Source organism: Planktothrix pseudagardhii, from assembly GCF_904830925.1.
GTDB classification, from domain to species: domain Bacteria; phylum Cyanobacteriota; class Cyanobacteriia; order Cyanobacteriales; family Microcoleaceae; genus Planktothrix; species Planktothrix tepida.
Genome location: NZ_LR882967.1, coordinates 2,993,394 through 3,019,688, shown reverse-complemented (window position 1 = coordinate 3,019,688; position 26,295 = coordinate 2,993,394). Strand labels below are relative to the sequence as shown.

General features: G+C 38.5%; 25 protein-coding genes, 1 tRNA gene and 2 pseudogenes. 18 read left to right on the top strand and 10 right to left on the bottom strand.

Annotated features, from left to right (window positions below; all coding sequences use genetic code 11):
* Positions 1-25 precede the first annotated feature (25 nt).
* Positions 26-196 (bottom strand): hypothetical protein, encoded by a 171-nt coding sequence (locus NMK36_RS12740; protein ID WP_186440443.1) that lies wholly within the window; start codon positions 194-196, stop codon positions 26-28.
* A 275-nt stretch (positions 197-471) separates the two neighbouring features.
* Between NMK36_RS12740 and NMK36_RS12735 the strand changes: the two genes are divergently transcribed.
* The 5 genes from NMK36_RS12735 (at position 472) to NMK36_RS12715 (ending at position 4,455) form a co-directional block, all read left to right on the top strand.
* Positions 472-1,332, top strand: a complete 861-nt coding sequence (locus NMK36_RS12735) for an SDR family oxidoreductase (RefSeq protein WP_072721355.1) — start codon at positions 472-474, stop codon at positions 1,330-1,332.
* A 350-nt stretch (positions 1,333-1,682) separates the two neighbouring features.
* The gene (locus NMK36_RS12730) at positions 1,683-2,177 is read left to right on the top strand and encodes a hypothetical protein (protein ID WP_072721356.1); all 495 of its coding nucleotides are present in this window, start codon (positions 1,683-1,685) and stop codon (positions 2,175-2,177) included.
* Between the two features lie 63 nt (positions 2,178-2,240).
* On the top strand, positions 2,241-2,525 hold the full coding sequence (locus NMK36_RS12725; RefSeq protein WP_072721358.1) for a translation initiation factor: 285 nt from the start codon (positions 2,241-2,243) through the stop codon (positions 2,523-2,525).
* A gap of 254 nt (positions 2,526-2,779) precedes the next feature.
* Entirely contained in the window at positions 2,780-3,442 is a 663-nt protein-coding gene (gene pnuC, locus NMK36_RS12720; RefSeq protein WP_254173886.1) for a nicotinamide riboside transporter PnuC, read from the top strand.
* Between the two features lie 26 nt (positions 3,443-3,468).
* Entirely contained in the window at positions 3,469-4,455 is a 987-nt protein-coding gene (locus NMK36_RS12715; protein WP_254173885.1) for an AAA family ATPase, read from the top strand.
* 426 nt (positions 4,456-4,881) lie between these two features.
* Here the strand turns inward: NMK36_RS12715 and NMK36_RS12710 are convergent, their stop codons facing one another.
* The 3 genes from NMK36_RS12710 to NMK36_RS12700 are packed head-to-tail and all read right to left on the bottom strand — an operon-like array spanning position 4,882 to position 6,777.
* Entirely contained in the window at positions 4,882-5,703 is an 822-nt protein-coding gene (locus NMK36_RS12710; RefSeq protein WP_254173884.1) for an inositol monophosphatase family protein, read from the bottom strand.
* Between the two features lie 32 nt (positions 5,704-5,735).
* Positions 5,736-6,479: a thermonuclease family protein gene (locus NMK36_RS12705; RefSeq protein ID WP_254173883.1), complete on the bottom strand. Its 744-nt coding sequence runs from the start codon at positions 6,477-6,479 to the stop codon at positions 5,736-5,738.
* The gene (locus tag NMK36_RS12700) at positions 6,409-6,777 is read right to left on the bottom strand and encodes a 2Fe-2S iron-sulfur cluster-binding protein (protein WP_072721363.1); all 369 of its coding nucleotides are present in this window, start codon (positions 6,775-6,777) and stop codon (positions 6,409-6,411) included. Before NMK36_RS12700 ends, NMK36_RS12705 begins: the two co-directional genes overlap by 71 nt.
* A gap of 85 nt (positions 6,778-6,862) precedes the next feature.
* Between NMK36_RS12700 and NMK36_RS12695 the strand changes: the two genes are divergently transcribed.
* Positions 6,863-6,949: transfer RNA gene (locus NMK36_RS12695), tRNA-Ser, on the top strand.
* Between the two features lie 73 nt (positions 6,950-7,022).
* Here the strand turns inward: NMK36_RS12695 and NMK36_RS12690 are convergent.
* Positions 7,023-7,763 (bottom strand): peptidylprolyl isomerase, encoded by a 741-nt coding sequence (locus NMK36_RS12690; protein ID WP_367997182.1) that lies wholly within the window; start codon positions 7,761-7,763, stop codon positions 7,023-7,025.
* Between the two features lie 653 nt (positions 7,764-8,416).
* Here NMK36_RS12690 and NMK36_RS12685 point away from each other — a divergent pair.
* The 7 genes and pseudogenes from NMK36_RS12685 to NMK36_RS12655 all read left to right on the top strand — a co-directional run.
* Positions 8,417-8,704: a hypothetical protein gene (locus NMK36_RS12685; RefSeq protein ID WP_254173882.1), complete on the top strand. Its 288-nt coding sequence runs from the start codon at positions 8,417-8,419 to the stop codon at positions 8,702-8,704.
* 476 nt (positions 8,705-9,180) lie between these two features.
* On the top strand, positions 9,181-9,507 hold the full coding sequence (locus NMK36_RS12680) for a TonB-dependent receptor (RefSeq protein ID WP_254173881.1): 327 nt from the start codon (positions 9,181-9,183) through the stop codon (positions 9,505-9,507).
* Between the two features lie 38 nt (positions 9,508-9,545).
* A complete protein-coding gene (locus NMK36_RS12675; protein ID WP_254173880.1) occupies positions 9,546-10,802 on the top strand; it encodes a GNAT family N-acetyltransferase in 1,257 nt (418 codons plus the stop codon).
* A gap of 44 nt (positions 10,803-10,846) precedes the next feature.
* Complete coding sequence (locus tag NMK36_RS12670; protein WP_254172743.1) at positions 10,847-11,959, top strand: IS630 family transposase; 1,113 nt, start codon at positions 10,847-10,849, stop codon at positions 11,957-11,959.
* 80 nt (positions 11,960-12,039) lie between these two features.
* The gene (locus NMK36_RS12665) at positions 12,040-12,177 is read left to right on the top strand and encodes a tetratricopeptide repeat protein (protein ID WP_254173879.1); all 138 of its coding nucleotides are present in this window, start codon (positions 12,040-12,042) and stop codon (positions 12,175-12,177) included.
* A 140-nt stretch (positions 12,178-12,317) separates the two neighbouring features.
* A complete protein-coding gene (locus tag NMK36_RS12660; RefSeq protein ID WP_254173878.1) occupies positions 12,318-12,641 on the top strand; it encodes a hypothetical protein in 324 nt (107 codons plus the stop codon).
* A 209-nt stretch (positions 12,642-12,850) separates the two neighbouring features.
* Positions 12,851-13,594: pseudogene (locus NMK36_RS12655) on the top strand (transposase); the annotation flags it as partial.
* 41 nt (positions 13,595-13,635) lie between these two features.
* Here NMK36_RS12655 and NMK36_RS12650 read toward each other — a convergent pair.
* Positions 13,636-14,693, bottom strand: a protein-coding gene (locus NMK36_RS12650) for an IS630 family transposase (protein ID WP_254172945.1) whose coding sequence is annotated in 2 segments (ribosomal slippage) — positions 13,636-14,298 and positions 14,301-14,693 — 1,056 coding nt in all. Because the reading frame shifts where the segments join, the coding sequence is not laid out codon by codon here.
* Positions 14,694-14,771: 78 nt separating this feature from the next.
* Here NMK36_RS12650 and NMK36_RS12645 point away from each other — a divergent pair.
* Positions 14,772-15,521 (top strand): annotated as a pseudogene (locus NMK36_RS12645) (transposase); the annotation flags it as partial.
* Between the two features lie 312 nt (positions 15,522-15,833).
* On the opposite strand, the gene NMK36_RS12640 reads toward NMK36_RS12645, so the two are convergent.
* The 3 genes from NMK36_RS12640 to NMK36_RS12630 form a co-directional block, all read right to left on the bottom strand.
* A complete protein-coding gene (locus tag NMK36_RS12640) occupies positions 15,834-16,223 on the bottom strand; it encodes a HetP family heterocyst commitment protein (protein WP_254173877.1) in 390 nt (129 codons plus the stop codon).
* 30 nt (positions 16,224-16,253) lie between these two features.
* Complete coding sequence (locus NMK36_RS12635) at positions 16,254-17,933, bottom strand: HlyD family efflux transporter periplasmic adaptor subunit (protein ID WP_072721373.1); 1,680 nt, start codon at positions 17,931-17,933, stop codon at positions 16,254-16,256.
* Between the two features lie 362 nt (positions 17,934-18,295).
* Entirely contained in the window at positions 18,296-21,385 is a 3,090-nt protein-coding gene (locus NMK36_RS12630; RefSeq protein WP_254173876.1) for an ABC transporter transmembrane domain-containing protein, read from the bottom strand.
* 430 nt (positions 21,386-21,815) lie between these two features.
* Between NMK36_RS12630 and NMK36_RS12625 the strand changes: the two genes are divergently transcribed.
* Entirely contained in the window at positions 21,816-21,989 is a 174-nt protein-coding gene (locus NMK36_RS12625; protein ID WP_186440444.1) for a hypothetical protein, read from the top strand.
* A gap of 23 nt (positions 21,990-22,012) precedes the next feature.
* Positions 22,013-22,225: a hypothetical protein gene (locus NMK36_RS12620; protein ID WP_072721376.1), complete on the top strand. Its 213-nt coding sequence runs from the start codon at positions 22,013-22,015 to the stop codon at positions 22,223-22,225.
* Positions 22,226-22,257: 32 nt separating this feature from the next.
* Here the strand turns inward: NMK36_RS12620 and NMK36_RS12615 are convergent, their stop codons facing one another.
* Positions 22,258-22,995, bottom strand: coding sequence for a YdcF family protein (locus NMK36_RS12615; RefSeq protein ID WP_072721377.1), 738 nt, complete (start codon positions 22,993-22,995; stop codon positions 22,258-22,260).
* Between the two features lie 66 nt (positions 22,996-23,061).
* Between NMK36_RS12615 and NMK36_RS12610 the strand changes: the two genes are divergently transcribed.
* Together NMK36_RS12610 and NMK36_RS12605 are read left to right on the top strand one after the other, a co-directional pair.
* On the top strand, positions 23,062-23,421 hold the full coding sequence (locus NMK36_RS12610) for a hypothetical protein (protein ID WP_072721379.1): 360 nt from the start codon (positions 23,062-23,064) through the stop codon (positions 23,419-23,421).
* Positions 23,422-23,505: 84 nt separating this feature from the next.
* A complete protein-coding gene (locus NMK36_RS12605) occupies positions 23,506-26,250 on the top strand; it encodes an efflux RND transporter permease subunit (RefSeq protein ID WP_254173875.1) in 2,745 nt (914 codons plus the stop codon).
* Positions 26,251-26,295 lie beyond the last annotated feature (45 nt).

Genomic DNA, 26,295 nt, shown 5'->3' with positions numbered 1-26,295 from the left:
TATTTTAGCAATTTATAGGAGTTGTTTAGACATCCTCTTTACTGTCTGTCGCCTGTTGAGATTTATCATTTAGATCTGTCTGTTCTGGAATTAGAACAATAACTTCTACACGACTATTTTTATCTGTTAGGAGAGGATGATCTAAGGTTAGTTGTCCTTGATCATTAATGATTGCCATGACTTTAACTGCTTTCATTGCTACTCTAAAATGGTTTAAGTGGTAGTTTTTAGATTGATTCCTAATTTTTCAAGTTGTTGATTTATCCAAATAGTCGCTGTCTCCTCATCGGTTTCAATTGCTTGTTCTACTCCTATTTTAGCAATTTCATCGTTAAAATCGTTATATTTTTATAATTTACATTAATTTATAACTTCTGACAGAGGAAGAAACACAGTTAAAATTCCTACTGTTTTTAACAGAGAAAAGAATTCTAATTTCTGGTGTAAACCTCATCTTTGAAGAATCTAATTATGCCAACTCAACAACAAGAAAGACCCCCCCAGCATCAAAATCAACAACCTGGATTGCAAACGGAAATGAATCCCGCTCCCTTAATAGTTGACCCCGACTATCAAGGAAGTAATAAACTCAAAGATAAAGCCGCTTTAATTACGGGTGGTGATAGTGGAATTGGGCGGTCTGTTGCCGTTCTCTACGCTAAAGAAGGTGCTGATGTTGCTATTATTTATTTAAACGAAACAGAAGACGCAGAAGAAACAAAAAAACTCGTCGAACAAGAAGGTCGGCGTTGTTTATTAATTCAGGGTGATATTGGGGATGAAGATTTCTGTCGGGAAGCCGTTAAACAAACCGCCGAAGAGTTCGGACACCTGGATATTTTAGTCAATAATGCAGCCGAACAACATCCTCAAGAAAACTTCCAAGATATTAGTGCAGAACAGTTAGAACGTACCTTCCGCACGAATATTTTTTCAATGTTCTACCTTTCAAAAGCTGCCATTAATCACCTGCATCCTGGTAGCGTTATTATCAATACGACCTCGGTTACTGCTTATCAAGGCAATCCAACTTTAGTCGATTATTCCTCAACAAAAGGAGCTATTGTTGCTTTTACTCGCGCCCTTTCTCAAAATTTAGTTGAGAAAAATATTCGGGTGAATGCCGTTGCTCCTGGCCCGATTTGGACTCCTTTAATTCCGGCAACTTTCCCTGAAGATAAAGTCGCCACCTTCGGTCAACAAGTCCCCATGCAACGGGTCGGTCAACCGGCGGAAGTTGCCCCCTGTTATGTATTTTTAGCTTCAAAAGATGCCTCTTATATGACCGGACAAGTGCTGCATCCCAACGGCGGTGAAGTGGTCAATGGATAAGCATTGATTTGTTTTCAATCTCTTCTAAGACAGTGAACATTAAAGACCCGGTTTCGTGAACGTTACCGGGTTTTTGTGATTGATCTAGCTGACAGGAGTACACACCGTTCTATATAGTCCTTCTGGTTCAATATTGTTTTTGCTTTTATTTCTATAGTCAGATGTTTAAGGGAATCATTTCATCCAAAATTAAAAAATAGAAACAGCGCGTAAACTCTGGGCTGTTTGGTTAGAGAAGGTTGTTTTTGTTTTAAATTTTTTAGCCTGAATTTTAAAACAGTTAACAACAGCACCAATCAAAAAACTGTTTTTATCCTTTATCCTGTTTCCCTTGAAAAATAGGAGGCGCAATGCAAACACTATCCCCCCCAAAACGTCACAAATTTTCACAACCTATGGCGTTATTAATGTCTGGGTTGTTGATGGTTCCCTTTTTAAATGCTTGTGGCGGTTCTCAAAGTTATAATAGTCCTCCGCCTCCGGTGGACGATACCAGGGGGGGAACTGTTGCGCCTCCACCTTCACGACAATCTCAAGCGAGACCGGGATTATCTAATGGTCAAAAAGTGGCTATTTTAGTCGGGGCGGCGGCTCTTTACTACATCTATAACCAACATAAAAATCGACCAGAAAACGGGCCACAAGGTAAACATTATTTATCTAAAAATGGTCGTGTTTATTATCGAGATGCAGAAGGTCGAGCCCATTGGGTTACTCCTCCGCCGGAAGGAATTCAGGTTCCTGAAGAAGAAGCCCGTGCCTATGAAGATTTTAAGGGATATAACGGCAGAACTTCAGGTTTAGATATCAATGATGTTGTCCAGAATCCTGCCTCTGCGCGTTAAAAAAGCGATCGCTTCATTAACAATTTTTTCGCCAATTCAATTCATAGAAAAAGGAACAAAATCATGGTTGATGGTTTTTTACGAAAAATGGCTGACTCTTTCTTAAATCCCGATGAGCAGCAATACAATGACGATGAAAATCGGCGAGTCTATCCCGCTAGTGAAGATCCCTATGGTGATCCGGCTGATCAGGGACAATTTGGACAATTTGGCAATGTTCGCCCAGCCAGCGAAGATCCCTACGGTGATCCCGCCGATTATGGGCAATATGGACAGTTTGGCAATGTTCGTCCCGCCAGCGAAGATCCCTATGGTGATCCCGCCGATGAGGAAAATCGTTGGGCTTAGTAAAGCTTGATCGGCGGTTTCTGTGAAGGGTAAATCTTTCTTCAAATAGAGGATTAAATTTACCCTCATTTGTTACCTTGAGTCAGGCTAGATTATCTCTACGAAGGTTTACAATCGTCCGTTTGATGAATAATCAGGACGATTTTTTTTATGGATGAAGAATTAATATTAATTCTGATAAAATTATCATGGTTTACAAATTAGATTCAAGAACTTGACTCAGTTTGTGAACTAATCCCGATCCCTAAAAAACCATGAATAAAAATGGAATAATGCTTGTTTTTGCTGTTATCGGAACAGTATTAATTTTAATCTTACCTTTACAGCCGATTTGGAGCGTGCAACTTAGTTTATTAGAAGCTGTTGCGGTTGTCACTTCCGCCTGGAGTGTGGGATTATTAGCACGAAATAATCCTTTAGGTTGGTGGATTGGGTTAGTTGGAGTTGTGACTTATGCGATAATATTTTATCAAGTTAAACTCTATGCAGATGTAGGAATTCAAATCTTTTATTTGATTACCAGTATTCAAGGAATTTTAATTTGGTTACAAGGAGGAGAACATCAAACGGAAAAACCCATTAGTCATCTGCCGAAATCCCAGTTTATTGTTAGTGCAATCGCATTTATTCCCAGTGTTTGGGGATTACGAAGTGTATTAATTGTAATTCAAGGAGCAGCACCATTTTGGGATGCGTTAACAACTGTTGGAAGTGCGATCGCTCAACTGTATTTAATGGAACGCTATGTGGAAAGTTGGTATTTATGGATTGCGGTTGATGTGATTTATGTTCCCTTATATGCTTCACGGGGATTATACTTAACCAGTGGATTATATGCGGTATTTTTAGGGATGGCAATTTCAGGATTATATCATTTTAAAGCGCTTTATAAACAGCAATCTCAATCCAAAATTTAACCCTTATTGTTCAAATCAAAACTATCATGACCCTAGGAATCACGGTTGGCAAGTTTTATCCATTTCATCTCGGACATGATTATTTAATTCAGAGTGCTAAAACCCAAGTTAATCATTTGGTTGTTTTAGTCGGTTATAAACCCAATGAAACAATTTCAGGCGCAATTAGAGCTAATTGGATTAGGCAAATGCACCCCGATGTTGAGGTCATAGAAGTATTAGATGATTTACCCGAAGCTCCTGAACCTTGGGCGTTAAAAGCGTTAGAATTGTTAGAAGGTCGTCAGCCAGATTTTGCCTTTACTTCAGAACTTTATGGTGAACCTTGGGCGAAAGCAATGGGGGCTATTCCGATCACAATTGATTTAGATCGTCAACAATTTCCGATTTCAGGAACTCAATTGCGGGAAGATTTAGCCCGCTATTGGTTAATGTTAACTCCCCCTGCAAAAGCTTATTTTGCTCAACGCATTTGTGTGTTAGGAGTAGAATCAAGTGGAACCACAACCCTTGCTCAAGCTTTAGCTGAATATTATCAAACCGTTTGGGTTCCTGAATATGGTCGCAACTATTGGGAAGGACGGCAATATATTTCCCAGTCTGAACAATGGCAAAGTCATGAATTTTTACACATTGCTCAAACTCAAATTCTGATGGAAGATGCCCTGGCTTTACAAGCTAATCAACGGATTATTTGTGATACTGATCCTTTAGCAACCCATATTTGGCATCGACGATATTTAGGGTTTTATAACCTGGAATTAGAAACAATAGCCCAGCACCGAAATTATGCGTTATATTTACTAACAGAACCGGATTTTGAGTTTGTTCAAGATGGCACGAGAGAAAGTGAACATTTGCGGCTGGAAATGCACCAATGGTTTAGGGAACAATTAACAAAACTGGGTAAATTTTGGATCAGTGTTGGAGGTTCTCCCCAGAAGCGTTTAGCGGATGCGATCGCTATTATTAATACATTACCAAACTTCCCCATTTTGAAGCTGGAGCAGTAGAAACCCGGTTTCGTTGCGAGGCACTTTTTGGGCTTTATGCACAAATTATGTATTTTGTCAAGACACCCCTTTTGAGATCCCAGTTTTTGTCCCAAAATTTAGTTCTCATCTAGCCCATATTTCGTCAGAAAACTCGGATATTTTACGACATAATAAGGGTTACAGCCCTAGTTTTTGGAAAAAGACACAATAACCCCTTGACCCGTGTTTCCTTAACTGTACCACAACCCCCATGATTCCGTCAACTATTTGAGAGGAATTTTCAATAAAATATCAAAATTTCCTGACAATCTTTTAAAAAATAAAACAATTCTCAAGGATTGATTAGAATACCTTAACTTAATTTCAGCAATTCTAAGACTGAAGCAAAAACTGAGTTTAAGCGGAGAGTCGGGGACAACTTTTAAGGGGTTAAGTTTTTAACCTTTATTTATCTTTCCAACTCGATAACGGTGGGGTTTCTACTAACGCTTGACTTAAACGTTCATGCAAATAACCATTAGTCGCTAAAATTCGACCCGAACGCATTTCAAAAGCACTGCTATCATAAGCCGTTACTTTCCCTCCGGCTTCTTCTACTAATACAATTCCAGCCGCCATATCCCAAGGAGATAAACCCCGTTCCCAATAGCCATCTAAGCGTCCACAGGCGGTATGAGCTAAATCAATTGAAGCCGCACCACTACGACGAACCCCTTGAGTTAAATGGGTTAAATAGGCAAATTCCGCATAATTATTATCCGCCGTTTCTCGACGGTCATAGGCAAAGCCAGTGACTAATAAACTGTTAGCTAAAGTATCACTTTTAGAAACATTGATTAAACGATTATTGCAAGTTGCGCCTAATCCTTTGGCGGCTTGAAATAATTCATCATGAAACGGATCATAGATTGCCCCCACTTGAGGAATACCCTCAATTAATAACCCAATGGAAACCGAAAAAAACGGATATTGATGGGCAAAATTTGTCGTTCCATCTAACGGATCAATAGCCCACAGGTAAGGACTGGTTAGATCTCCTAATTTTCCAGATTCTTCTGTTAAAATGCCATGGTCAGGGACATAACGTTCTAACACCGATAAAATTGCGGCTTCCGAAGCTTTATCCGCTTCCGTAACTAAATCCCCAGACCGTCCTTTTTCTTGAATATCTTCTAAATTCCCTAAATAAGTTTTTAAAACTGCACCCCCCGCCTGAGCCGCTAAAGTCGCTAGATCTAAAAAAAACTGTAATTCGTTTGTACTCATATTATTAAGGATTAGTTTGTAGGTTTCCGGTTTCAGTTAATATTCAGCAACTCAGGATTATTAGAATGACTCTGGGGTTGTTGTTGTCGAAATTCAGTTGGAGTTAAACGCATGGGTTTTTCCGGGTTCCAAATGCCATTTCCCATGAGTCGAGCATATTCTTGAGCATAGTTTAACCGTTGACGATACTGAGTCTGAAAATTTGAGGTAACAGAGCGATAAACGGATGAAATTTCTGCTAAGACAAATCCACTTTTCACTAATTCTTCATTCACCAACGTTTGATTTAACCAAATATAACCGGAGATGCGACCATAGCGATCTTTATTGTTTAAATCTGCTTCTAGGAGAATTTTTTTACCCTCACACAGTTGTTTTAAGTATTGTTTAGCATTAACCCCCCAAGGGTCTTGTTTCAAGTCAGGTGCAGTAATTCCTGCTAACCGAACTTGTTGCAACACCGGAATTTTACCCGTTTTATCGAGAATTTCCAGACTTTGACCACTAATCACTCGTTCAACTTTAGTAAAGATCCCTTTAGGAAGGTCAGGTTGAGAACAACTGGTTAAAAACAGCAAAATTCCCAATAATAGTCCACCATACCCTTTTACTGGAAACCTGAAATCAATTAACCTACCTTGACTTTCCCAGTTAAAAAAGCTGAGGAAGTTGAATTGATATTCAGATTTTCTCAATTTGAGTAAATTAATCTTCGTCCAAGGGTAATCCGGTTTTAACTTTGCCTTTACCAAAGTAACGGCCGAATTGAAGTTCATATACTTCATCCTCGTCTTGGGTTTCCACAACTAAATCTGAACGGGGATAACTGACGCACAATAACGCATACCCCTGTTTCTGTAACTCTGGGGTGAGTCCCAACGCTTCCGACTGGTGCAACTGGCCAGAAACCACCCGCACCGCACAGGTCGTACAGGCGCCATTGCGACAGGAAAAGGGCAAATCTACCCCCTGATTTTCGGCACTTTGCAGAATATAGCGATCTTCGGGAACATTGACATAATAGCGTTCACCCGTCTGGCGATAATGAATTTCTATTCGGTGGGAACGGGACATAAAAAAAATTTTTTGAGAGAGTGTTGACTTTCCAGAACTTATGATAATATATATTTTTGTGGGTAAAAACGAAATATTTCCCCCTGGAGAGGTGGCCGAGCGGTTGAAGGCGCGACACTGGAAATGTCGTTTAGGGGTGACTCTAACGAGGGTTCGAATCCCTCCCTCTCCGTTTTAAATTCTAAAGACGCAGCTTGTTGATCAACTGCGTCTCTGTTTGTATCAGAATTCAGGAGAGCTAAATTTTAAGCATTATAAAGCCGATAATTTAACTCACTCGCTAACCAATCTTTAAACAGTTTTTGAATAATCTCTTGAGTTCGTTCAATGGTCAGTTCAGCTTGAATAAACTCTTCAACTAAGATTAGATGATAACCTTGGTCAGTTTTGACAGGACTTAATATTTCTCCAGGGGTAGCAGCAAATACAATAGCGGCAAAATCCGCTTTTAATCCCCAACGATAGAGTTGACCTTCATATCCGCAGCGTTCACGACGTCCGGGTTCAATATCATATAAATGGGCGGCATGATAGAAACTAATTTCTTCTTCTTCTATTTGATAAAATAACTCTCTAGCCAAGCGTTCGTAGGGAACAATAATTTGATATAAGGAAACTTGCTCAAAATTTAAGCGATTTTGAATAAAGTATTTTTCAACGTCTTTAGTAAATAAAGATTCTGCTAATTTTTGGGCTAAAAGATGTTCTCGAATTCCCGCTTCCCAGTCATCGGAGGTGATCATTTGGTCAGCTAACCAAGCTAAGGTATCCGCCGCTTTTTCTAAGCGTTTGGCATAACGTTGTTGGTTAGCCTGATTTTGAATTTCTTCAGCCGTTACAATAATACCTCTTTCCTCAGCTACTTGATTAATAACTTTTTGAGACAATATTTTCTGATAAACTTCCTTGAATTCCAGATTGCGTTTCAGGAAGCTAATAATTTCTTCATTATCAAGTAAATCCTTGGAAAGTTGCACCATAATCATTTGTGGAAATCCCAACTCTTTTTAACTTAACATGAGCAGACTGCTATAAATTGCCGTGAAATTGGCTGACGTTAATTTTGTTTATCCATTGGGCGAGAATATCCTGAGAATTAAGGGTAATGTTTCTCATTGCCTTTAAAGGAAATAAGTTGATGTGGTAAAAATCTGAAAATTCAATAACTTTCAGATTAGGTGTTATTACTAATTGTTAAAGCTGAGTCAATCAAATCAGATTGTAACTCAGTGATATATGTTGTTGTTGCCAAAATGGCAGTTTGTTTGAGAGATAAAATTCTCATTATTTTTGGGGGAAAGTAAAAAAGCATGATTTTTTTGATTCTATATAATATGGGATTAGGCTAGTTTCTAGGTTTTCGCCCCCGTCAAAATTAATCTGCCAAAATGGCAACATAGGTGGGAAAAGCCCGACTATATTAAGAACATCGAAGGAAGCAAACTTGTTCAGCCAAACAGAAAAAGATTCTGCCAAAATGGCAAGGCAAGCATTGTTACTTTTGATAAATTAATCACAGATAAACAAAATTGTTACCCAATAAAGATTCTGCCAAAGTGGCAACATAAACACCATCAAGCAAGCTAAATTAGGTAACAGAAAAACCAAAAAACCACTCATTCTAAAAAGGACAAAAGCCATGATTATTTCTGATCTGAACTACTTAGAAACTGCTCAAGAAGACATTCAAGGTGGCTATTCTTTTGGCGGTAGCAGCTACACTTCTACAAAACAAAAATTGAACATCAAGCTGAATTTAATCTCTACCGTTAATGTTAAAGGAAACTTCGCTGGTGCTGAAGCAGGTGCACTTGCTGAGGGTAATAATACGTCTTCTCAGGCAATCACTAATACCTTTACTGACAATTATACCTCGGCATCTAGTGCCACTTCTACTTCTGCCACTGGTAAGAGCTACGGGTACTAATAAATCTGTTTTCTTGAACTGATATAGCAATATATTGACTTATCAAAATAAACCAACGTCGGAATCTAAAATCCTGTTTCTGGCGTTGGATTTTATCGTTAATAACTAATATATTGCCAAGGAAAGACCTAGATATTACCTCTATTATTAGAATGACAATAGTACCAGGCTTTTTCCTGAAATTTTGCGTAAATCATCAAATATATTCAGGTTAAAAATGATTCACCGTCAAGTTATTATCAAACGGATAGTCTCACCGGATGGTAAAGTTATTGCAGAGGCTAAAAGCGTAGTCTCAACATCTGGTGATGGAGAAGATGAAATTAGTCAAAGTGTTTCTGTAAACGTTTCGTCTGATAGTAGTTCTAGCAGTTACGCCAAATCTAGCTCTAGCAGCAGTTCATCAACATCCAGTTGGTCTAGCAGTTCTTCAATGTAATAAATTTAGTTTGCTTAAAACTTTTTGTGAGGTAGATGTGAGCAGTTTCTTAATCATCTCTGACTTAAGTTATTTACAACCCATTACTGAAAGCAATATTGTATTAGGTGGTGGCAGCGTTTACGCTAGTACAAATACAATAACAGCAACTGGGTCTGGATATGCCGTAGCTGGTGCTGGTGCTGGTGCCATCGGTGAGATAACTTATACGAATACTAATACCAAAACAAGGGTTAAAACAGTGGGTAGTCTCAACTATAGTAAATCCGATGCAACAGCCATTGCTTATGCAAAAACAGGAAATGAGACTGCTTCATCTTCAAGTTTTGACACTTCAATTTTACTGAATTTAACCTCTGTTTAGTTATCTGAAATTAGCGAAATTTTTGTTAATTTAAGAATATGAAAATTGATATTATTGATGATTTACAAACCTTTAATCAAGTCCGAGAAAATTGGGATTTTGTATATGAAGGAGATCCTCATGCTAACTTTTTCTTATCCTGGGTTTGGCTAGTGGGATGGTTAAAGATGATACCAGAATCATGGTTAATATTATCGGCAAAAGTGCCAGATAAAGATTCATCCTATGTTGCATTTTTCCCTCTGAAACTTATCCTAGAGCAAGAGAATGGCGGTGGCTTTTATACTCAACTCTACATGGCAGGAAATAGCATAGCAGATTACACAGGACTTCTGATCTTACCCGGTTATGAAGAAGAAGTAATTCCCGCTTTTGCCCATTCCGATGAGTTTTTGATTACCCACGTTAACGCAGATAATGTGAATTTTCATATTGAAATCCTACTCAAGCTCTGGGAATCAAAATGGAGACAGAAAAAAGGTGATCAATGTGATCTAATTATGGATTATGTTCGTAAGATTTTACATCATTGTTTTGAAAATAACTGTCTTTATCTTCCGATTCTTTGGAGAGGGGACAAACCTTTATGTGGGATCGCAAATTTTATTGATGTTCATCAGAAGACGATGCTATTTGTGATTACAGGTCGTGATGAAACCTTTAAAAATCTCCCCACTGGATTAATTCTCCACGCGAATGCAATACGATATGCTATTCAAAACGGATTTAAAGTTTACGACTTTTTAAGAGGAAATGAAGAATATAAGTATTCCTTTGGAGCTAAAGAGCGTCGAATTCAACATATTGTTGCTCAATATAAAACTAGCCAGAATCGAAAACTGGATATCAGAATTCTTCCTTCAGCCATTAAGCTAACAATTCAGTATCATCGAGAAAACAAACTTACCGAAGCGCAACAGGGATATAGTCAGATTTTGGAAACTCAGTCAAATCACCCAGAGGCACTTTTTGGACTGGGGGTTTTGATGCGTCAAAAAGGCGAGTACCAAAGTGCTGAAAATCTCCTCAAAGATCTGCTTCAGATTCAGCCTAATTCTATCAAAGGTTTATTTAGTTTAGGGAATTTGTATCAAGCTCAAGATCGGTTCTCTGAGGCAATAGAAACTTATCATCAAATCTTAGTTTTACAGCCTGATGTTGTCGCTGCCTACAATAACATGGGTTACGCTTTGCAACAACAAGGCAAGTCAGAGGAAGCGATCATCTGCTATCAAAAAGCTCTGGAATTACAGCCTGACTGCGTTGAAGCGGAGGTTAAGCTGTTAAGCATCTAAATAGGGTATAATGAAAAACCAAGTTTAGAAAAATCAATCAAAAGATGCCTGCTAAAAATCATTTAAATGAAAAGCAAGTAGAGAAACTACAGAAAAGATTGAAAGAGGAAGAAAATGGACAAATCCGAGAAAGAATCTTGATTTTATTATTGCTAAATGATGGTAAAAAGCAAAGTGAAATTGCCAAGTTTTTGGGCTGCTCATTAAACAAAGTATGTTATTGGTGTGTACATGGAGACCCTGACAAATTAGAAAGCCTAAAAGATGAAAGAATGAAAGGAAATTATAGAAAAGCCACAGACAAATATATAGAGATATTATTAGAAACAGTAGAAAAAGAACCGGAAGAATTAGGATATGAATTTGGGAGATGGACAGGAGAAAGATTGGCAACTTATTTAGAACAAATCACAGGAATCAAATTAAGTAGTTCACAAGTGAGAAAGATATTAAAGGAAAAAAAGTATGTTTATTTGTGGGCAAAGTATAGCTTAGAAGAGAAAAGAGATCCAGAAAAAAGAAAATTATTTAAAGATAAAATAGAAGAATATTTGAAAATAGCAAAAGAAAGTCCAGAACAATTACAGGTATGGTTTTGGGATGAAAGTGGATTTAATTTAAGAGTGATAAAAAGAAAGAATTGGTGTAAAAAAGGGAAGAGGAAACAGATTAGAGGAGACAGGAGGAAAGGAAGAGTTAATGTGATGGGAGGATTGAGGTACTCGGATAAAAAAAGATTTGTAGAATTTCTGGATAAAGGAAATGCAGATAATTTTTATCAAGTGTTAAAAAGTTTTTATCAAGAGCTAATTTATGAATGGGTATTAGCGGGAAATCAAGCAGAAGAATTTGTAGAAAAAGGAGCTAAGATCCTGATTATTCTTGACAATGCAAGTTTTCACAAAAAAGAAGAGTACCTAGAAAAAATTAAAGCAGAAATGCCGAATGTCTATTTAGAATTTCTTCCAGCATATAGTCCAGATTATAATTTAATTGAATTAGTCTGGCATTCAGCTAAAGAATATATAGCTCATCGACTCTTTAAATCAGTTGATGAGCTAGAGTGTTTATTACATCAGCTTTTAAATGAAGGACAGTTATCTATTAAATGGGGACGTAAACTTAAAAACAAAGGTAATGCTATAATCACAGTTTAAATACACAACAGCTTAACTTAGCTAATATCCTTCACGTTCAAGGAAAACTTTCCCCAGAAAAACAAGTCCATTATGCAGCAATGAATAACGATTTAGGCTCCAAATGTAAACAGCTTGGGGATTTAAAAACCGCGATCGCTTACTATCAGCAGTCTATTTTAATGAATCCCAACTTGGCGGAAGCTCACAATAATTTAGAACAGGTAATAAAACGATGATTCACTGGCTTTTATTTCATGTTTTAGGGCTGTTTATTCAGATTAAAAATAATTAAAAATTTTGAATAATATCCAGTTTAAACATTGACTATTTAAACTGAATATTGTATGATAAAAATACAATTAATTCAAGTGAAATTATGATGATTTCGGATTTATCCTACTTTGAAAAGATTTCTGAAAATGAGTTGATTTTAGGAGGGGCTTTATTAACAGTCAATGCCTCTGCATTGGTCGAGAATGGAAGCACGTTAGCGATTACAGATGTTGAGGTTACAAATAAAGGTAAAGTGACAAAAGCAACAGGAACGGGAACAGCCCTTGCTGTGGGCACAAATCCTCTAGCTGATGTTGATGTTTACTACCTAGGCTTTGATAAAGTGAAGGTGAAAGTTCGTTCTGGAGTAGGAGAAAACTATGCTTTTGAAACTCTGAAGATAAAAGCAATAGACTTACCCAATTAATTTTGTGACCCAATTCAAATACTTCCTTTACTCTTCAGGGAAAGGGAGTATTTAATATTTTTAAATCTTTTTGATAAATATGAAATACTTAGGGCTTGCTGAAAAAAGGCGAAAAGCCAGAACAGGCGGGAGGAGAAGACAAGAAAAAATGAATCAGGTGCAAGGGATGGGTGTAAAATAGCGCAAAAACCTGGCAGGAGTTGGGGAAAATGTACCGTAAAGACGAACAACAGAAAACACCACCCGAAGAGTTCAAACTGCCATTTGAGGGAAAACTCTCAGAAGAGAATCGCTGGGTAATCATGGCTCAATGGATACCGTGGGAAGAATTTGAAGTGGAATATGCAGAATTATTCTCATCTGTGATGGGAGCACCCGCCAAAACATTTAGAATGGCATTAGGAGCCTTAATCATTAAAGAAAAATTAGGGATAAGCGACCGAGAAACAGTAGAACAAATCAAAGAAAATCCCTACTTGCAGTATTTTATCGGGTTGTCAGAATACAGGAACGAAGCTCCATTTGATGCCTCAATGTTAGTGCACTTTCGGACGAGAATCAATGTAAATTTAGTGAATAAAGTTAATCGGTTAATGGTCAAAAGAATGCGAGAGGCGAGTTCCGAGCCAGCCTCAGAAAATCAATCAGAAGCTGAAGAGGGAAGTGAGAGGAAAAACCGAGGAAAATTAATAGCTGATGCGACTTGTGCACCTGCGGATATCACATATCCAACAGACTTAAAAATTTTAAATAAAGCCAGAGAACAGACAGAAAAAATCATTGATAGTTTGCATAAAAGTCGTCAGGATAAATCAGAAAAGAAACCAAGAACTTATCGAAAAACAGCCAGAAAAGACTACCTAGAAGTAGCCAAACAACGCCGACCTTCCCGACAAAAAAGACGAAAAGCAGTTAAAAAACAACTGCAATATATTAAACGAAACTTAGGACATAAGTAGGTAGGCGAGAAAATCGACAAGTATGTAACGAAAAGTTAACTGGGTTGTTGCTGCGAGTGAAATTTCATCCGTTGTGTGCTGTAGTTTCCTCTTTCTCCCCTAGCTTGAATACCATTCATTACCGCATAGGCCAGGTCTAATTCATCCTCAAATGTTTGTCCTGATAGTTCATCTTTTTTGAGATGTTGCCACTCTAATTCAATCGGATTCATTTCCGAACAATATTTAGGCAAATAGAAAATATACAAACCCATACTTTCCCATTTTGGCCAGAGTTTTTTGACTTCATGGCATTGATGTATGGGGCTATTATCTTGGACAATGACTCTCATCCGTCCGGCTTTTTCAGCCTCTGCTGCTTCTTGTTCCATCATTTGGATATAACACTGGCGATTGACACCTCCAATCACCAAGCCGTAAACAAAACTGATTTGCTGTTGCAAAAACCCAATAATGCTTAATCTTCGACCCCGACGACGAGTTTGTTCTAAACGTTTTTGTTCCCCTCTAAAATAATAGGTATACCCCGGTTCACTCCACAGACAAAAACCCGATTCATCTAAATACTTTAAGTCAATTTCTCCGGTGGCGGCTGATAATTCCAACATTTCTAAATCCGCCTGTTTCTGCGCGCGGACTATCGGGTCTTGCTTTCCTTTGTGGCTGTTTCTGGCTCGCTTCCAATTCACCCCCTTTTTTTGAGCACCCGTCTTAATCTATCGGGACTCAATTTAACTGACCGTTCTTGTTCTAATTTTTGGGCTAATTGCTCAGAGTTGTATGTCCGGGGTTCTCTTCTGAGACATTCTTCTAAAAATACTAAGTCCTCTTCTTTCCACTTGGCTTTTCCCCCGCGACCGGGTTTTTCCCATAACCCTTCTAGTCCTAACTTTTCCCATTTGTGCAACACTTCTCTAACTGTCTGTGCTGTCCAATTAAAATAAGCTGCTATTTTTTCCACGTACCAACCTTGTGAGTTTAATCGAATCACTTCGGCTCGGTCTTTAACTTTCTGTGGCACATCTGCTGTTCTGAGCTTGAACAGGGTTTTGTCTTGCTCACGAGTTAGAAATACCCTTAAACGAGCACCCATATTTTCATGACCTCGGTAGATTTCTTCTCTCTCTTCATTTATCTTTACATACTTTCGTTTCTTCCTGCCTACCTACTTATAGACCAACTCATCGACAATGGAGCAACGCTAGATTGCTTAAATAACAAGCAATATAAGAGTTTATTAGTAATATCAGAAGTTTACCGTCAACAGCAATGGATGTATGAGAATAACAAACAGAGCATTTCCGATAGAATCGTCAGTTTGAGCCAACCTCATATTCGTCCGATTGTGCGAGGTAAAGCCGGAACGTCAGTAGAATTTGGTGCTAAATTGTCTGCGAGTTGTCTGGATGAATATGTATTTCTTGACCGGATTAGTTGGGATAATTTTAACGAATCCTGTGATTTAAAAACACAAATAGAGGCTTTTAAAGAATACACGGGGCATTATCCTGAATCAGTCCATGTAGATAAAATTTACCGGACTAGAGACAACCGAGCTTGGTGTAAAGACAGAGGAATTAGAATCAGTGGCCTCCCATTAGGGAGACCGTCAGCAAATCTTAGTAAAGCTACTAAGAAACAGGCGTTAGAGGATGAAAAAATTCGGAATTCCATTGAGGGGAAATTTGGCCAAGGGAAAAGAAGATTTAGCCTGAATCGGATTATGAATAAACTAGCTCATACTTCCGAAACAGCAATTGCTATTACTTTTTTAGTCATGAATCTCTCTGTGATTCTTAGACGGATTTTTAGGTCAATTTTTTTGTTCAATTACTTTTTTCGAGTTATTGATTACCAGAATTTATCTGTTAACTCCTTATCTCAAAAAAAACTTATTTATCCTTCTGACTCCATTTGCTAGTTAATCATTCTTTTGCTTTTCTGTTACTTTTTCAGCAAGCCCTACTTATAAGTAAGCTCTGAAAATTAAAAATAACTTTCAGAGGGGTCATTTTATTCAAGGTCATCAAATAGTATTGTAATTAAGTTGCAGGATGCTTGTTGCCAGAATGGCAATTTTTTAAAGAAGGTTAAAAAAAAACCTGCTTGAATACAGGTGATTGTATAAGATGGAAAGATGTAGAAAAGCGGTTTTTTAAAGAATTTTGAAAAGGAGACTCAAAAAAATTATTTTAAACTCAGCCAAACAGAAAATTAAAATTGGATGGGGGGTTTAGTTAAATGTCCAATGGGTAGACAAACCTTCGTGAACCTGTAAATTCCGATATCCCCCCGAAACCCCATGACCCACTTCGGGAATTGGTTCTAAATAAGTTAAGTCCCGAATTTGGGTAACATTAACAGAGGTCGCTTTAGTTTGAAGGCTGGACTGAACCGGAACCGTTTTACTGGGAGACTGACGATTAGAATTATTATCCTTAGTCAGTCGGTTGTAAGTACGATACGGAATATAGTGCAGTGGATTATACCCAGCAAAACGAAGAATTAAAACACAAGCCCAAGAATATTTTCCTGATAGAATTGCATCTAGGATTTGTTCAAATTGTTCCTCACTCATCGTTTTAGCGACTTTCGAGTTATTGTAGGAATATTGAGCCGACATTTCCTTTACTCCTAATCTGTAAGTAGTGTTTTACAAATCAATCCCATTTTTCTGCAATTGCAGAATCGGATTAAGCAGAATATCCAGAATCCGACGACGACGAATGATAATATCCGCACTAGCCGTTTGTCCGGGTTTTAACTGAATTTTCTGATTTTGTTGCAAAACATAGTCCTTTTTTAACACAATTTTTAATTTATAAACAGGGCCAACTCCTTGATCGATTTTAGTATCGGGTGAAATTGAGTTAACCGTCCCTTCAAACACCCCATAATTTTGATAAGGATAAGCATCAAATTTGACTTTAACCGACATTCCGGTTTTCACAAATCCGGCTTTGTCGTTTGGGAGACTCGCGGTTAAAATCAAAGGTGCATTTTTGGGTGTAATTTCAGCAACGGTTTGTCCGGGTTGAATCACTTCTCCCGAATTAAACACATTCAACGTAGAAACAATACCATCAACGGGGGAATAGAGGTATCGTTCTTGAAGTTTTGCTTCAGCCATTGCGATCAAATTTTGAGTGTCTTTAATTTGGGCTTGTAACTGTGTCACTTCTAACTCAGTTTGTTGAATTTTTTGCTGGGTTTCGACTTGAATTGTTTTCGCCTCCGCTTGTCTTTGGGCTAATTCCGCATTCAATTGTTCAATTTCAACTTGAGATTGTTGTAATTCTCCTTGAGATTGGGTGATTAATCGTTGCCGATCTCGGAAACTTTGTTCCGCTTGAAAAATCTGTTCTTGGGTACTATTTTTTTCTGATAATTGTGCTTGAACAATACCTCGTTCTTGATCCCGTAGATTTTGTTCAGCTTGAAACACTAAGTCTTTAGAAATAGCACCACTCTGTAACAGAGGTTTTAACCGTTCTAGTCGTTCTTGTGCCGCTAATTCTCCCTCCTGCAATTTTTCAATTAAGGTTTGAGTTTCTGCTGTTAAGGGTTGTAAAGATTTAACTCGTTCTTGAGTAGCTTTGGCTTCAAAATTGAGTTGATCCAGTAACCGTTGATTCGAGGCAATTTGGCTTTTTACTCGTTCAATACTTGCCTGTTGAGCTTGAATTTGAGCCCTGGCAATTGCCGATTGAGTTTGTGCTTCTAAATGAATCCGTTCAATTAAGCCTTGTTTTTGAGTTAGTTCAGCTTTCAAGGCGGTGAGTTGTTGTTGTAATCTCGTTAATTCTGTCGTAGCAATCTGTCGATCCAGTTCGGCTAAAACCTCACCTTTTTTAACAGTTTGTCCTTCTTTAATCGGAATTTGAGAAACTTTTCCTAACTCAACGGCATGAATTTTATAAACTTCCCCTTGGGGTGCTAATTGACCTCTGGCTTGACCCACTTCATCAACGGTTCCAAAATATCCCCAGGCGACAAACGCCACACAAAAAATAAATCCTCCTAACATTAATTGCAGAGGAAAAGACGCTGGCGGTTGATCGAGTAAAGATTGTAAAGCACTTGACCAGTCTTCTTTTGGAGTCGGAACACTGGGTAGAGGGGGAGATTTTTTGGGGACGGTTTGGGGGGGAGCCAATTGGGGGAAGGGGACAGAACCCGTTATCCCGCCATAAATCTGCTCGGTTTGTTCTCGCTCTTCCCGACTGAATTGTAGATCCTGTAAGTATTCCTCCTCTGCGGTTATCGATAATTGGGGGTCTGGGTCATGATCAATATTGGTCTTGAAAGAGGAAAACAGTTTGTACGGTTTCATAAGCTGATGTAGAAACTAGCCGACAAAAGTTAATTATTTCAATGGTTTTTTATGAAATTAGGTTGAATTGGAAAACAGGGATTTAAAATTGACGGTTGACAAAAAAAGAACGGCACAGATTACACGGTGACTGAAACTTACAACCGCATATAAACGCGCTGTAGCCCGACACCCAGGGTTTCAGTAATCTTACGTTTAGGCTAGTGTTTTGGCATTGATCAGAATCCTCTGTATTTATACTAGGGTAACTTCTAATTTGAGACTGCCAATTTGGCAACTTTGTTTAAGAAGTTTTGTAAACAGAGCCGATAGGCGAAACCCCACATCTCGATTGGATGTTTCTATTTCAGGTTTGTTAATGTTTATAAATCGAGTTGTTGCTGGGCTAAATGGTAGTAGAGCCCTTGAGCCGCCATGAGGTGTTCGTGGGTTCCTTTTTCAACTAAAATCCCCCGGTCTAAAACCAGAATACAATCGGCACTTCTGACGGTGGAAAGACGATGGGCAATAATAATCGTGGTGCGCTCTCGTTGCATCTGTTCTAAATTCCGTTGAAAACGGTGTTCACTTTCAGTATCTAAAGAACTGGTTGCCTCATCTAAAATTAAAATTCTAGGATGACCTAATAAGGCTCTCGCGATCGCAATTCGTTGCCGTTGTCCTCCTGATAAACTTGAACCTCGTTCTCCAACTTTGGTATAATATCCTAATGGTAAACCCTGAATAAATCCATGCACTTCTGCTAATTTAGCAGCTTCAATCACCTGATCTAAATGATATTCATCTCGATACAGAGTAATATTCTCTAAAATCGTTCCTGAAAATAAATAACACTCCTGGGGAACAACACCCATTTGTGTGCGTAAAGACGGGGGAGAAACATGACGAATTTCATGTCCATCAACATAAATCTGTCCGGTTGTGGGATGATATAACCCTTGTAGTAATTTAACTAAGGTACTTTTTCCCGAACCACTGCGCCCCACAATTGCAATGGTTTGACCGGGAGAAAATTGAAACGAAATATTTTGCAAAGTATTCGTTTCTGCATCTTCTTGATACCGAAAAGTAACGTTATCAAACCGGATTTCTCCTTGAAGTCTCGGTAATACAATTAACGGTTTTTGGGGGCTTTCTTCCGGTTCCTGCTCAAACACATCATTTAACCGTTCTACGGAAATTAAGACTTCTTGCAATTCATCCCATAATCCCACTAAAGCCAGAATCGGACTAATTACATAACCCTGCATCATATTAAAGGCGACAAACTGACCAATTGTTAATTGATCTTGGATTACCAAATTGACACCAAACCACAGCAAAAATGTACTCCCAATAGAATTAATTAACCCACTCATAAATCCCAAATTAATTCCTAATTTCTGGGCTTTAAACTGAACATTTATCTGTTGGGTTAATTTTTCTTCCCAACGCCACCGTAATTCCGGTTCCGCCGCTACTGCTTTCACCGTATTAATTCCCGTCATCATTTCTACTAAAGTTGAATTTTGATCAGCAGCAGCATTAAAAACTTGACGGGAAATATGCCGTAACATTGGCGTTGCTGCTAAGGTTAGAATAACAATTAAAGGCACAATTCCTAAAATTAAGATTGTCAGCTTCCAGTTATAATAAAGCATCAATCCCAGATACACAAACCCCGTCATAACATTCAACGCAGACAACAAAATTTGACCGACGAGAAACCGTTGAATTTTCTGATTCTCTTGAACGCGAGTAATGATATCCCCGACACGACGGGACTCAAAGAACTTTAAAGGAAGTTGTAGCGCGTGATAAATAAAACCCCCAATTAAGGTTAAATCCAAACGATTTGATAAATAACTTAATAAATATTGTCGAATCGAAGATAACCCTAAACTCCACACCCCAAATAATAACAATCCCAAGGCGAATACATTCAAACCTGTGACGCTTTTATTCACCACAACCCGATCTAAAATAATCTGGGTTAATAACGGAGTGACAATCCCAAAGACCTGAATTAAGAGGGATAACAGAATAATTTGTAATCCCAAAAATCGATGGGGCCAAATTACCCCCACAAACCGACCGAGAGAGCGTTTTTGCTCTTTGAGTTCATAAAATTGCTCCGTCGGTTCTAACAGTAAAGCATAGCCCGTCCATCCTGTTAAAAACGCCTGACGAGAGAGGGTTTTTTTGCCCTCCGCCGGATCAGCAATCACGACTTGATGACGACGGACTTTATAAACCACAATATAATGATCCCCCTGCCAATGAGCAATCCAAGGGTTTTTTTCAGGTTCTAAACGATTCAAACTTGCCCGTACAGGTCGCGTTTGATACCCTAAGCGTTCGGAGGTAAGGGTAAGGTTTTTTAAGGAGACCCCTGAGCGTCCTACATCCGCAATATTACGCAGGCTATTAATACTCAAATATTTCCCCCAATACTGACTAATCATCGCCAAACAAGCCACCCCACAGTCAGAGGAACTTTGCTGTTCAATAAACGGATAGCGTTGCCAAAATCCTCGCCAGACTCGTTGACGTTTAGGTTGGGGAAAACTAAGGATTTGCGCGGTTTTGGGAACAATAACCGCAGGGGGGTTCACCGTTGCAGGTTGAGGGGATACGGTTATCTGTTGTTTCCGCATCTGGGATTTTCGCTCTTGTACAGATGTGGTCTGTAAGGTTTCGGGGGGAAGTTGATACACAACTAACTCTGTTGATGCTATCCATTCTGAGGGGACAGGATCGGGTTCTCCCCAACTGTCACCCACTTGGGGAACGGTATCGGCCCCTGTAATTTGTCCTTGGTACAGCCAAAATCGTCCTTGTTCCGTTGGGATCGCCTTCTGTAAGGCAGTTCCAGCACTGATGCGATGTTCGATGCAGTTGGATAAAATCTCTTGGAGTCGGTGACTGGTGAACCGTCGCAAGTTGGTTTGGGTTTTAAAGAATAATAACCGTTGTCGGTTTTCAATAGAGGTTTGTAAATAGGTTTGTAGCGGAGGAATCTGTTTAATTTGGGCCTGAAGTTTGACCATCGGAATCGAAGCAACGATAACATCACTGGCGGCGATCGCTTGATAAGATAAATAAGCGTATTCCCATCCCGCTTCATCGCCACCAAAGGTTTCACCGGGTTCAACAACTAAAACCGAAACCTCTCGATTGAGATGTTTGTCCTCAGCCAGAAGTCGAACTCGACCTTCGAGCACTAAATAAACAAAAGACTTACCGTTAAGTTGATGACTAACTTTTGTTTCAGCCGAAGGCGGTAAACGATCAATACAATCTCCTAATTGGAACGATTGCAAATGCCAGTGTTGACTCCACGCTTCAACATAAGTAGTATCGGCTTGGATTTGTGTTAATAAATTTTCTAAGGTTGCCATTAATAAAGATGGAGATCGGTTTGAGCTAGAGCTAGACACCCGATCCCGTTCTGTAAAGTTGGGATTAATCATTGTTCCGAGGGAATAAATAGTGTAGATTAGCAATCCGTGAAACAACCCGTAGAAATATGAAATTAGGCTTCTCTAGCCTTCGGTTCCATGCTTCTTAGCAAAGGTGAAATCCCCTTGATTAGGGAGATTCCCACAAACAAGAGTCAAGCGGAATTCAGTAAAAACTGCGGTCTAACAACAAGATTGCCTTTCAGATGAGTAGAGGATTCTGATATTCAACCCAGTTGTCTATAGACGTAAGATCTGTTGCCATAATGGCATATATTGATCCAGGGTGTCCTTCCATTTCAGGACATTGCGCTCAAGTTAATTAAATCTTTAACTTTATCTTTACAGTGATAGGTGAAATCCTAGGGCTTGTAATACCTATGAGATGGAAGGTTGAGGGACTTTTGTTTCAAAAGTTTATATAAAGTTAAGATTCCGACCCTTGATCATCACTAGGGTTTCCAACGTTACGGTTAGTGAAAGTGGCGATCGCACATTTAAGTTTAGACTAACTCGAATTTCTTTACCTCTATGTCTCATTCTATTTATCAAGTGGGGGGGTTTACCCGTTGATGCTCCCACCTATATTAAACGTCAAGCGGATATCAAGCCTTAAAAGCCGGAGAGTTTTGTTATGTCTTGAACTCTCGACAAAGTAGCCTGAATGGATCTGCAAAAGATGTTCTCTATGCCTGTGAAAATGCAGTAAAACTTTCCCCTTATGATGGTGATTTTCGCGATAATCGAGGATTAGCTAAGACTTTAACAGGTGATTTTAAAGGGAAAATTGAGGATTTTCAAGCATTTGTTGAATGGACAAATGATGATAAAATGAAGTCACAAAACAATTAGGACAATTCTAAATTCCGAAACCCTTTCATTTCTTACTGTTCCCTGTTCCCTGTTCCCTGTTCCCTGTTCCCTATTGACTGATGACAAATTGATTCCGGCTCCAGACCACTTTGATATTCACACTGAAATTTTTCCTGACACCACTTTTTAAGATTGACTTCCTGAAGCTGAATAAAATTAGAACAGGACGGTTGAATCACTTGACTTGCTAAGGCCCATAAAACAGTTCGGGTGAGATCAAGTCCTGTTTTTAACCATAACTCTCGATTAGCAGGAACCCCCGTTTCTTTTACAGTCTCTACATCGACCCAAATTCCATGAGCTCCTAACAGAATTTGAGCCATCCATTTGGCACGGGGTAAATGGGTAGGAGAGGTGATTAATTTAACATGATGAGCGTGCCATTTGGTGAGAATGGGTTGACTGTAAAAAAAATTATCAAAGGTAGACTGTGCACACTTTTCTAACCAAACTTGTTGCGTTGATGCTTGTTCGCGTTCAAATAACTTTAAAATGCAAGGATCATCTGATCCCGTTGAGATTAAAATGCGAATATCAGGATTTTGTTTGGCCAGTTGCGTCACATACATTTCCCGTCGAATACTTCCCCCCAGGACAAAAAATGTATCCACAGGTTGTTGAGACCCCATAGACAACCCTTGAGTTTGATGGAATACACGACTCAGCAACACAATGAACACCATCACGATGCCGAGGAGTAAAATTTTGAGACAGAATTTGTGTTTAAATTGTAAACGTTGCCAATTCATCTGGGAGTATTGTTCTCGTTAGGATTGGAAATTGAAAGTTATTCTAGGATTTAGAATCAATTCTCTATGAATATTATCAATCCTCTTATCGCTGTTAGTTTGTTTTCTTTGACATTCTTCTGGGGGTTTGGACTTTATCCGGTCTCGACTTTTGCCCAAAATAATGCGAGTCAACCGAAACCCAAATATCAATATCCCCAAGAAATTGTTAATACTTATATCAGTAGTTGTCGTCAACGAAGTATCCAAGAAGGTTTAACCGAGCAACAGGCAAAAACTGTTTGTCAGTGTACAATTAATCGCTTTCAATCTCAATATAGTTTTGAGCAATTTCTGAAAATTTATACTCAAGCTCAAAAGACGAAAGAATCCCCCGATGAGTTTGTGGATGTAGGCATTGATTGTGCGACCCAATTGCTTAACTAAACGAATGTTGAGGGTTAACCATTCAAAATCAACCCTTAACGATACAATACATAGTTTAATGCTCATTAATTGTCCAGATCTCTTATGATTCAGTCTCCTCTAAAACCTGCTATTCGAGAAAGGTTTAATATTTCTCGGATTTCGATTGCTCATCCTCGAATTGTGATAGGGTTTTGGATTGGGGTAATTGTAGCAGGAATGCTGGCATTTGGTAGTCTCAAATATGCTTTATTTCCAGAGGTGACATTTCCGGTGGTTGTTGTCAGTACCACTGCACCGATTTCTACCGCAACGGACATGGAATTAAAGGTAACTTTACCCATTGAAAATCAAGTAAAATCTATTGAAGGGGTTTATGATTTTCGCTCATCGACTTACCCAGGTCGAAGTATTATTAGTTTAGCTTTTTTAGTCGGAACGAGTTTAGAATCTTCTACAAACCAGGTAGAGACAACTTTAAAAACGATTCAATTGCCTGCGAAAACAACTTATACTGTTATTCCGTTAAACTTAAATGAATCAACAGCCATTACCTACGCCATTCAAAGTCAAAGTCTAACGTTAAAAGAATTAACAGAACTAACAAAAACTGAAATTATTCCTCAACTTAACGCTTTACCCGGTGTGCTCAAGGTAAATTTATTAGGGGATGGATTAACCCGGAAAGGAACATCAGATATCGCTTCTTTATCCAGTTCTCAAACCTTAATTCAAGACCCGCCAATATTAGTTCGATATAATGGAGAAAATGTCTTAGCAGTTCAGGTGATAAAACGCAGTGATGCTAATACCTTGGAAGTTGTAGATAGAGTTGAAACTGCTATTAATAGTATACAAGAAAAGCTCCAGAATGTCAAGCTAAATTTAGCAGAAACTCAAGCGGATTATATTCGTAAAGCCACCCATTCGACAATTGAAGAACTATTATTAGCAATAATTTTAGCGATTGCCATTGTCTTTCCTTTTTTAAGAAATTTAAGAGCTACGTTCATCACCGCTTTAGCCATTCCTACTTCGTTGTTAGGAACCTGTATTGTGATGGCAATAGCAGGATTTAATTTAGAAACTATTACGTTATTAGCCTTGGCGTTAGTAATTGGAATTGTCATTGACGATGCCATTGTTGATGTCGAGAATATTGCCCGATTAATTGATGCTGGAGAAAACCCCAGAGATGCTGCCCTTAAAGGAACAGATGAAATTGGTTTAACCGTAACCGCTTCTACCTTAACAATTGTGGCTGTTTTCCTCCCCGTTGCCTTTATGGGAGATGCGTTAGGACAGTTTTTTAAACCCTTTGCGTTAACGATTTCTTCGGCGGTTTTAATCTCCTTATTAGTGGCTAGAACTTTATCTCCAGTTTTAGCTGTATATTGGTTAAAACCCATTCAAAATAAACCCGAAAATTATCATCCCAAACCTAATGTTATTATCGAAACCTACCGTCGATTATTACAATGGTCACTCCACCATCGTAAACTTGTTATTTTAATTGCTATTTTAAGTTTTATAGCAGGTTTAGCTTTAATTCCTTTAGTTCCTCAAGGCTTTTTACCTCGATTAGACCGAGGAGAATTTGTAATTAATTATTCCTATCCTTTACCTCAAATTTCTAATTTTCAGCTTCAAAGTAATTCTCAAACCCAAGAAACCCCCACCGATACACCAACCGCAGAAACGGATATTTTTCAACAGCAGGGAGCGTTTAATTGGTTAACAGATTTAGCTCGAAATCCCATTCAATTATTTCTGAGAAAAACTCGCACAACGGGGAACAAAATTGAACAGGTTGTTTTGAATACGCCTGATGTGGAAGAAGCGTTTACTATTATTGGTATTAAAGGACAACCCAATAAAGGCAGAATTTATGTAAAACTAAAAAATGATCGTCAACTCACCACCTTAGAAGCACAAGATCAAATTCGAGAAAATTTACCCTCTCTTAATAATGTTACCGTTAGTGTAGAAGATTTGCAATTTGTGGAAACAGGAGATGAAAAACCCTTACAAATTGTATTAGTGGGAGACGATGTAAATCTCTTAAAAAAGACCGCAAAAACGCTTCAAGAAAAAGTGGCAAAATTACCTGGTTTTGTGGATGTTCGAGCAACAGGAGAAGAAAATACATCTAATGATATTAACCAAATTGAACGCTTTAATGGTCAACGGGCGGCTTATGTTACGGCAAATTTAAGCCAAGGTCAATTATTAGGAGATGCAACCAATCAAGTATTAAATATTGCCCAACCTTTAATTCCTAATGGAGTCACCTTAAAATTAACCGGAGATTCTGCCAGAATTGGTCAAGTTTTAAATAGTTTTCTGGTAACGCTGCTGTTTTCGGTGGTTTGTATGCTGGGGTTACTATTTTTATTATTTGGTCGTTGGGTAGAACCTGCGGTGGTTGGGTTAACGCTTCCTTTATGTTTAGTCGGCGCAATGTTAGCGTTATTAGTGACTCAAAGTGCTTTTGGAATTATCTCGTTAATTGGGTTAATTTTCTTATTAGGATTATTAGATAAAAATGTATTACTTCTGATGGATTATATCAACCAACTTCGTCAAAAAGGCATGAATCGAAATGATGCCATTATTGAAACTGGGGTTGTACGTTTAAGACCGATTATTATGACCACCGCCTCAACGATTTTAGGGATGTTACCGATTGCATTAGGATTAGGAGCAGGAGCAGAATTAAGACAACCAATGGCCGTTGCAATTATTGGCGGGTTAATGACATCGACCTTATTAAGTTTAATTGTGGTTCCTGTTTTAAATACATTGTTAGAAGATGAATGGTTAAAAATTAAACAACGATTTAAATCATAATGCCCTGAACTTACATTTCAGGCTGTAGAGACGTGCCATGGCACG

Bases quoted from the DNA above. Each gene is read 5' to 3' on its own strand.
- NMK36_RS12740 (WP_186440443.1), bottom strand. From the start codon at position 196: ATGAAAGCAGTTAAAGTCATGGCAATCATTAATGATCAAGGACAACTA.
- NMK36_RS12735 (WP_072721355.1), top strand. From the start codon at position 472: ATGCCAACTCAACAACAAGAAAGACCCCCCCAGCATCAAAATCAACAA.
- NMK36_RS12730 (WP_072721356.1), top strand. From the start codon at position 1,683: ATGCAAACACTATCCCCCCCAAAACGTCACAAATTTTCACAACCTATG.
- NMK36_RS12725 (WP_072721358.1), top strand. From the start codon at position 2,241: ATGGTTGATGGTTTTTTACGAAAAATGGCTGACTCTTTCTTAAATCCC.
- pnuC (WP_254173886.1), top strand. From the start codon at position 2,780: ATGAATAAAAATGGAATAATGCTTGTTTTTGCTGTTATCGGAACAGTA.
- NMK36_RS12715 (WP_254173885.1), top strand. From the start codon at position 3,469: ATGACCCTAGGAATCACGGTTGGCAAGTTTTATCCATTTCATCTCGGA.
- NMK36_RS12710 (WP_254173884.1), bottom strand. From the start codon at position 5,703: ATGAGTACAAACGAATTACAGTTTTTTTTAGATCTAGCGACTTTAGCG.
- NMK36_RS12705 (WP_254173883.1), bottom strand. From the start codon at position 6,479: ATGAACTTCAATTCGGCCGTTACTTTGGTAAAGGCAAAGTTAAAACCG.
- NMK36_RS12700 (WP_072721363.1), bottom strand. From the start codon at position 6,777: ATGTCCCGTTCCCACCGAATAGAAATTCATTATCGCCAGACGGGTGAA.
- NMK36_RS12690 (WP_367997182.1), bottom strand. From the start codon at position 7,763: ATGATTATGGTGCAACTTTCCAAGGATTTACTTGATAATGAAGAAATT.
- NMK36_RS12685 (WP_254173882.1), top strand. From the start codon at position 8,417: ATGATTATTTCTGATCTGAACTACTTAGAAACTGCTCAAGAAGACATT.
- NMK36_RS12675 (WP_254173880.1), top strand. From the start codon at position 9,546: ATGAAAATTGATATTATTGATGATTTACAAACCTTTAATCAAGTCCGA.
- NMK36_RS12670 (WP_254172743.1), top strand. From the start codon at position 10,847: ATGCCTGCTAAAAATCATTTAAATGAAAAGCAAGTAGAGAAACTACAG.
- NMK36_RS12665 (WP_254173879.1), top strand. From the start codon at position 12,040: ATGAATAACGATTTAGGCTCCAAATGTAAACAGCTTGGGGATTTAAAA.
- NMK36_RS12660 (WP_254173878.1), top strand. From the start codon at position 12,318: ATGATGATTTCGGATTTATCCTACTTTGAAAAGATTTCTGAAAATGAG.
- NMK36_RS12640 (WP_254173877.1), bottom strand. From the start codon at position 16,223: ATGTCGGCTCAATATTCCTACAATAACTCGAAAGTCGCTAAAACGATG.
- NMK36_RS12635 (WP_072721373.1), bottom strand. From the start codon at position 17,933: ATGAAACCGTACAAACTGTTTTCCTCTTTCAAGACCAATATTGATCAT.
- NMK36_RS12630 (WP_254173876.1), bottom strand. From the start codon at position 21,385: ATGATTAATCCCAACTTTACAGAACGGGATCGGGTGTCTAGCTCTAGC.
- NMK36_RS12615 (WP_072721377.1), bottom strand. From the start codon at position 22,995: ATGAATTGGCAACGTTTACAATTTAAACACAAATTCTGTCTCAAAATT.
- NMK36_RS12610 (WP_072721379.1), top strand. From the start codon at position 23,062: ATGAATATTATCAATCCTCTTATCGCTGTTAGTTTGTTTTCTTTGACA.
- NMK36_RS12605 (WP_254173875.1), top strand. From the start codon at position 23,506: ATGATTCAGTCTCCTCTAAAACCTGCTATTCGAGAAAGGTTTAATATT.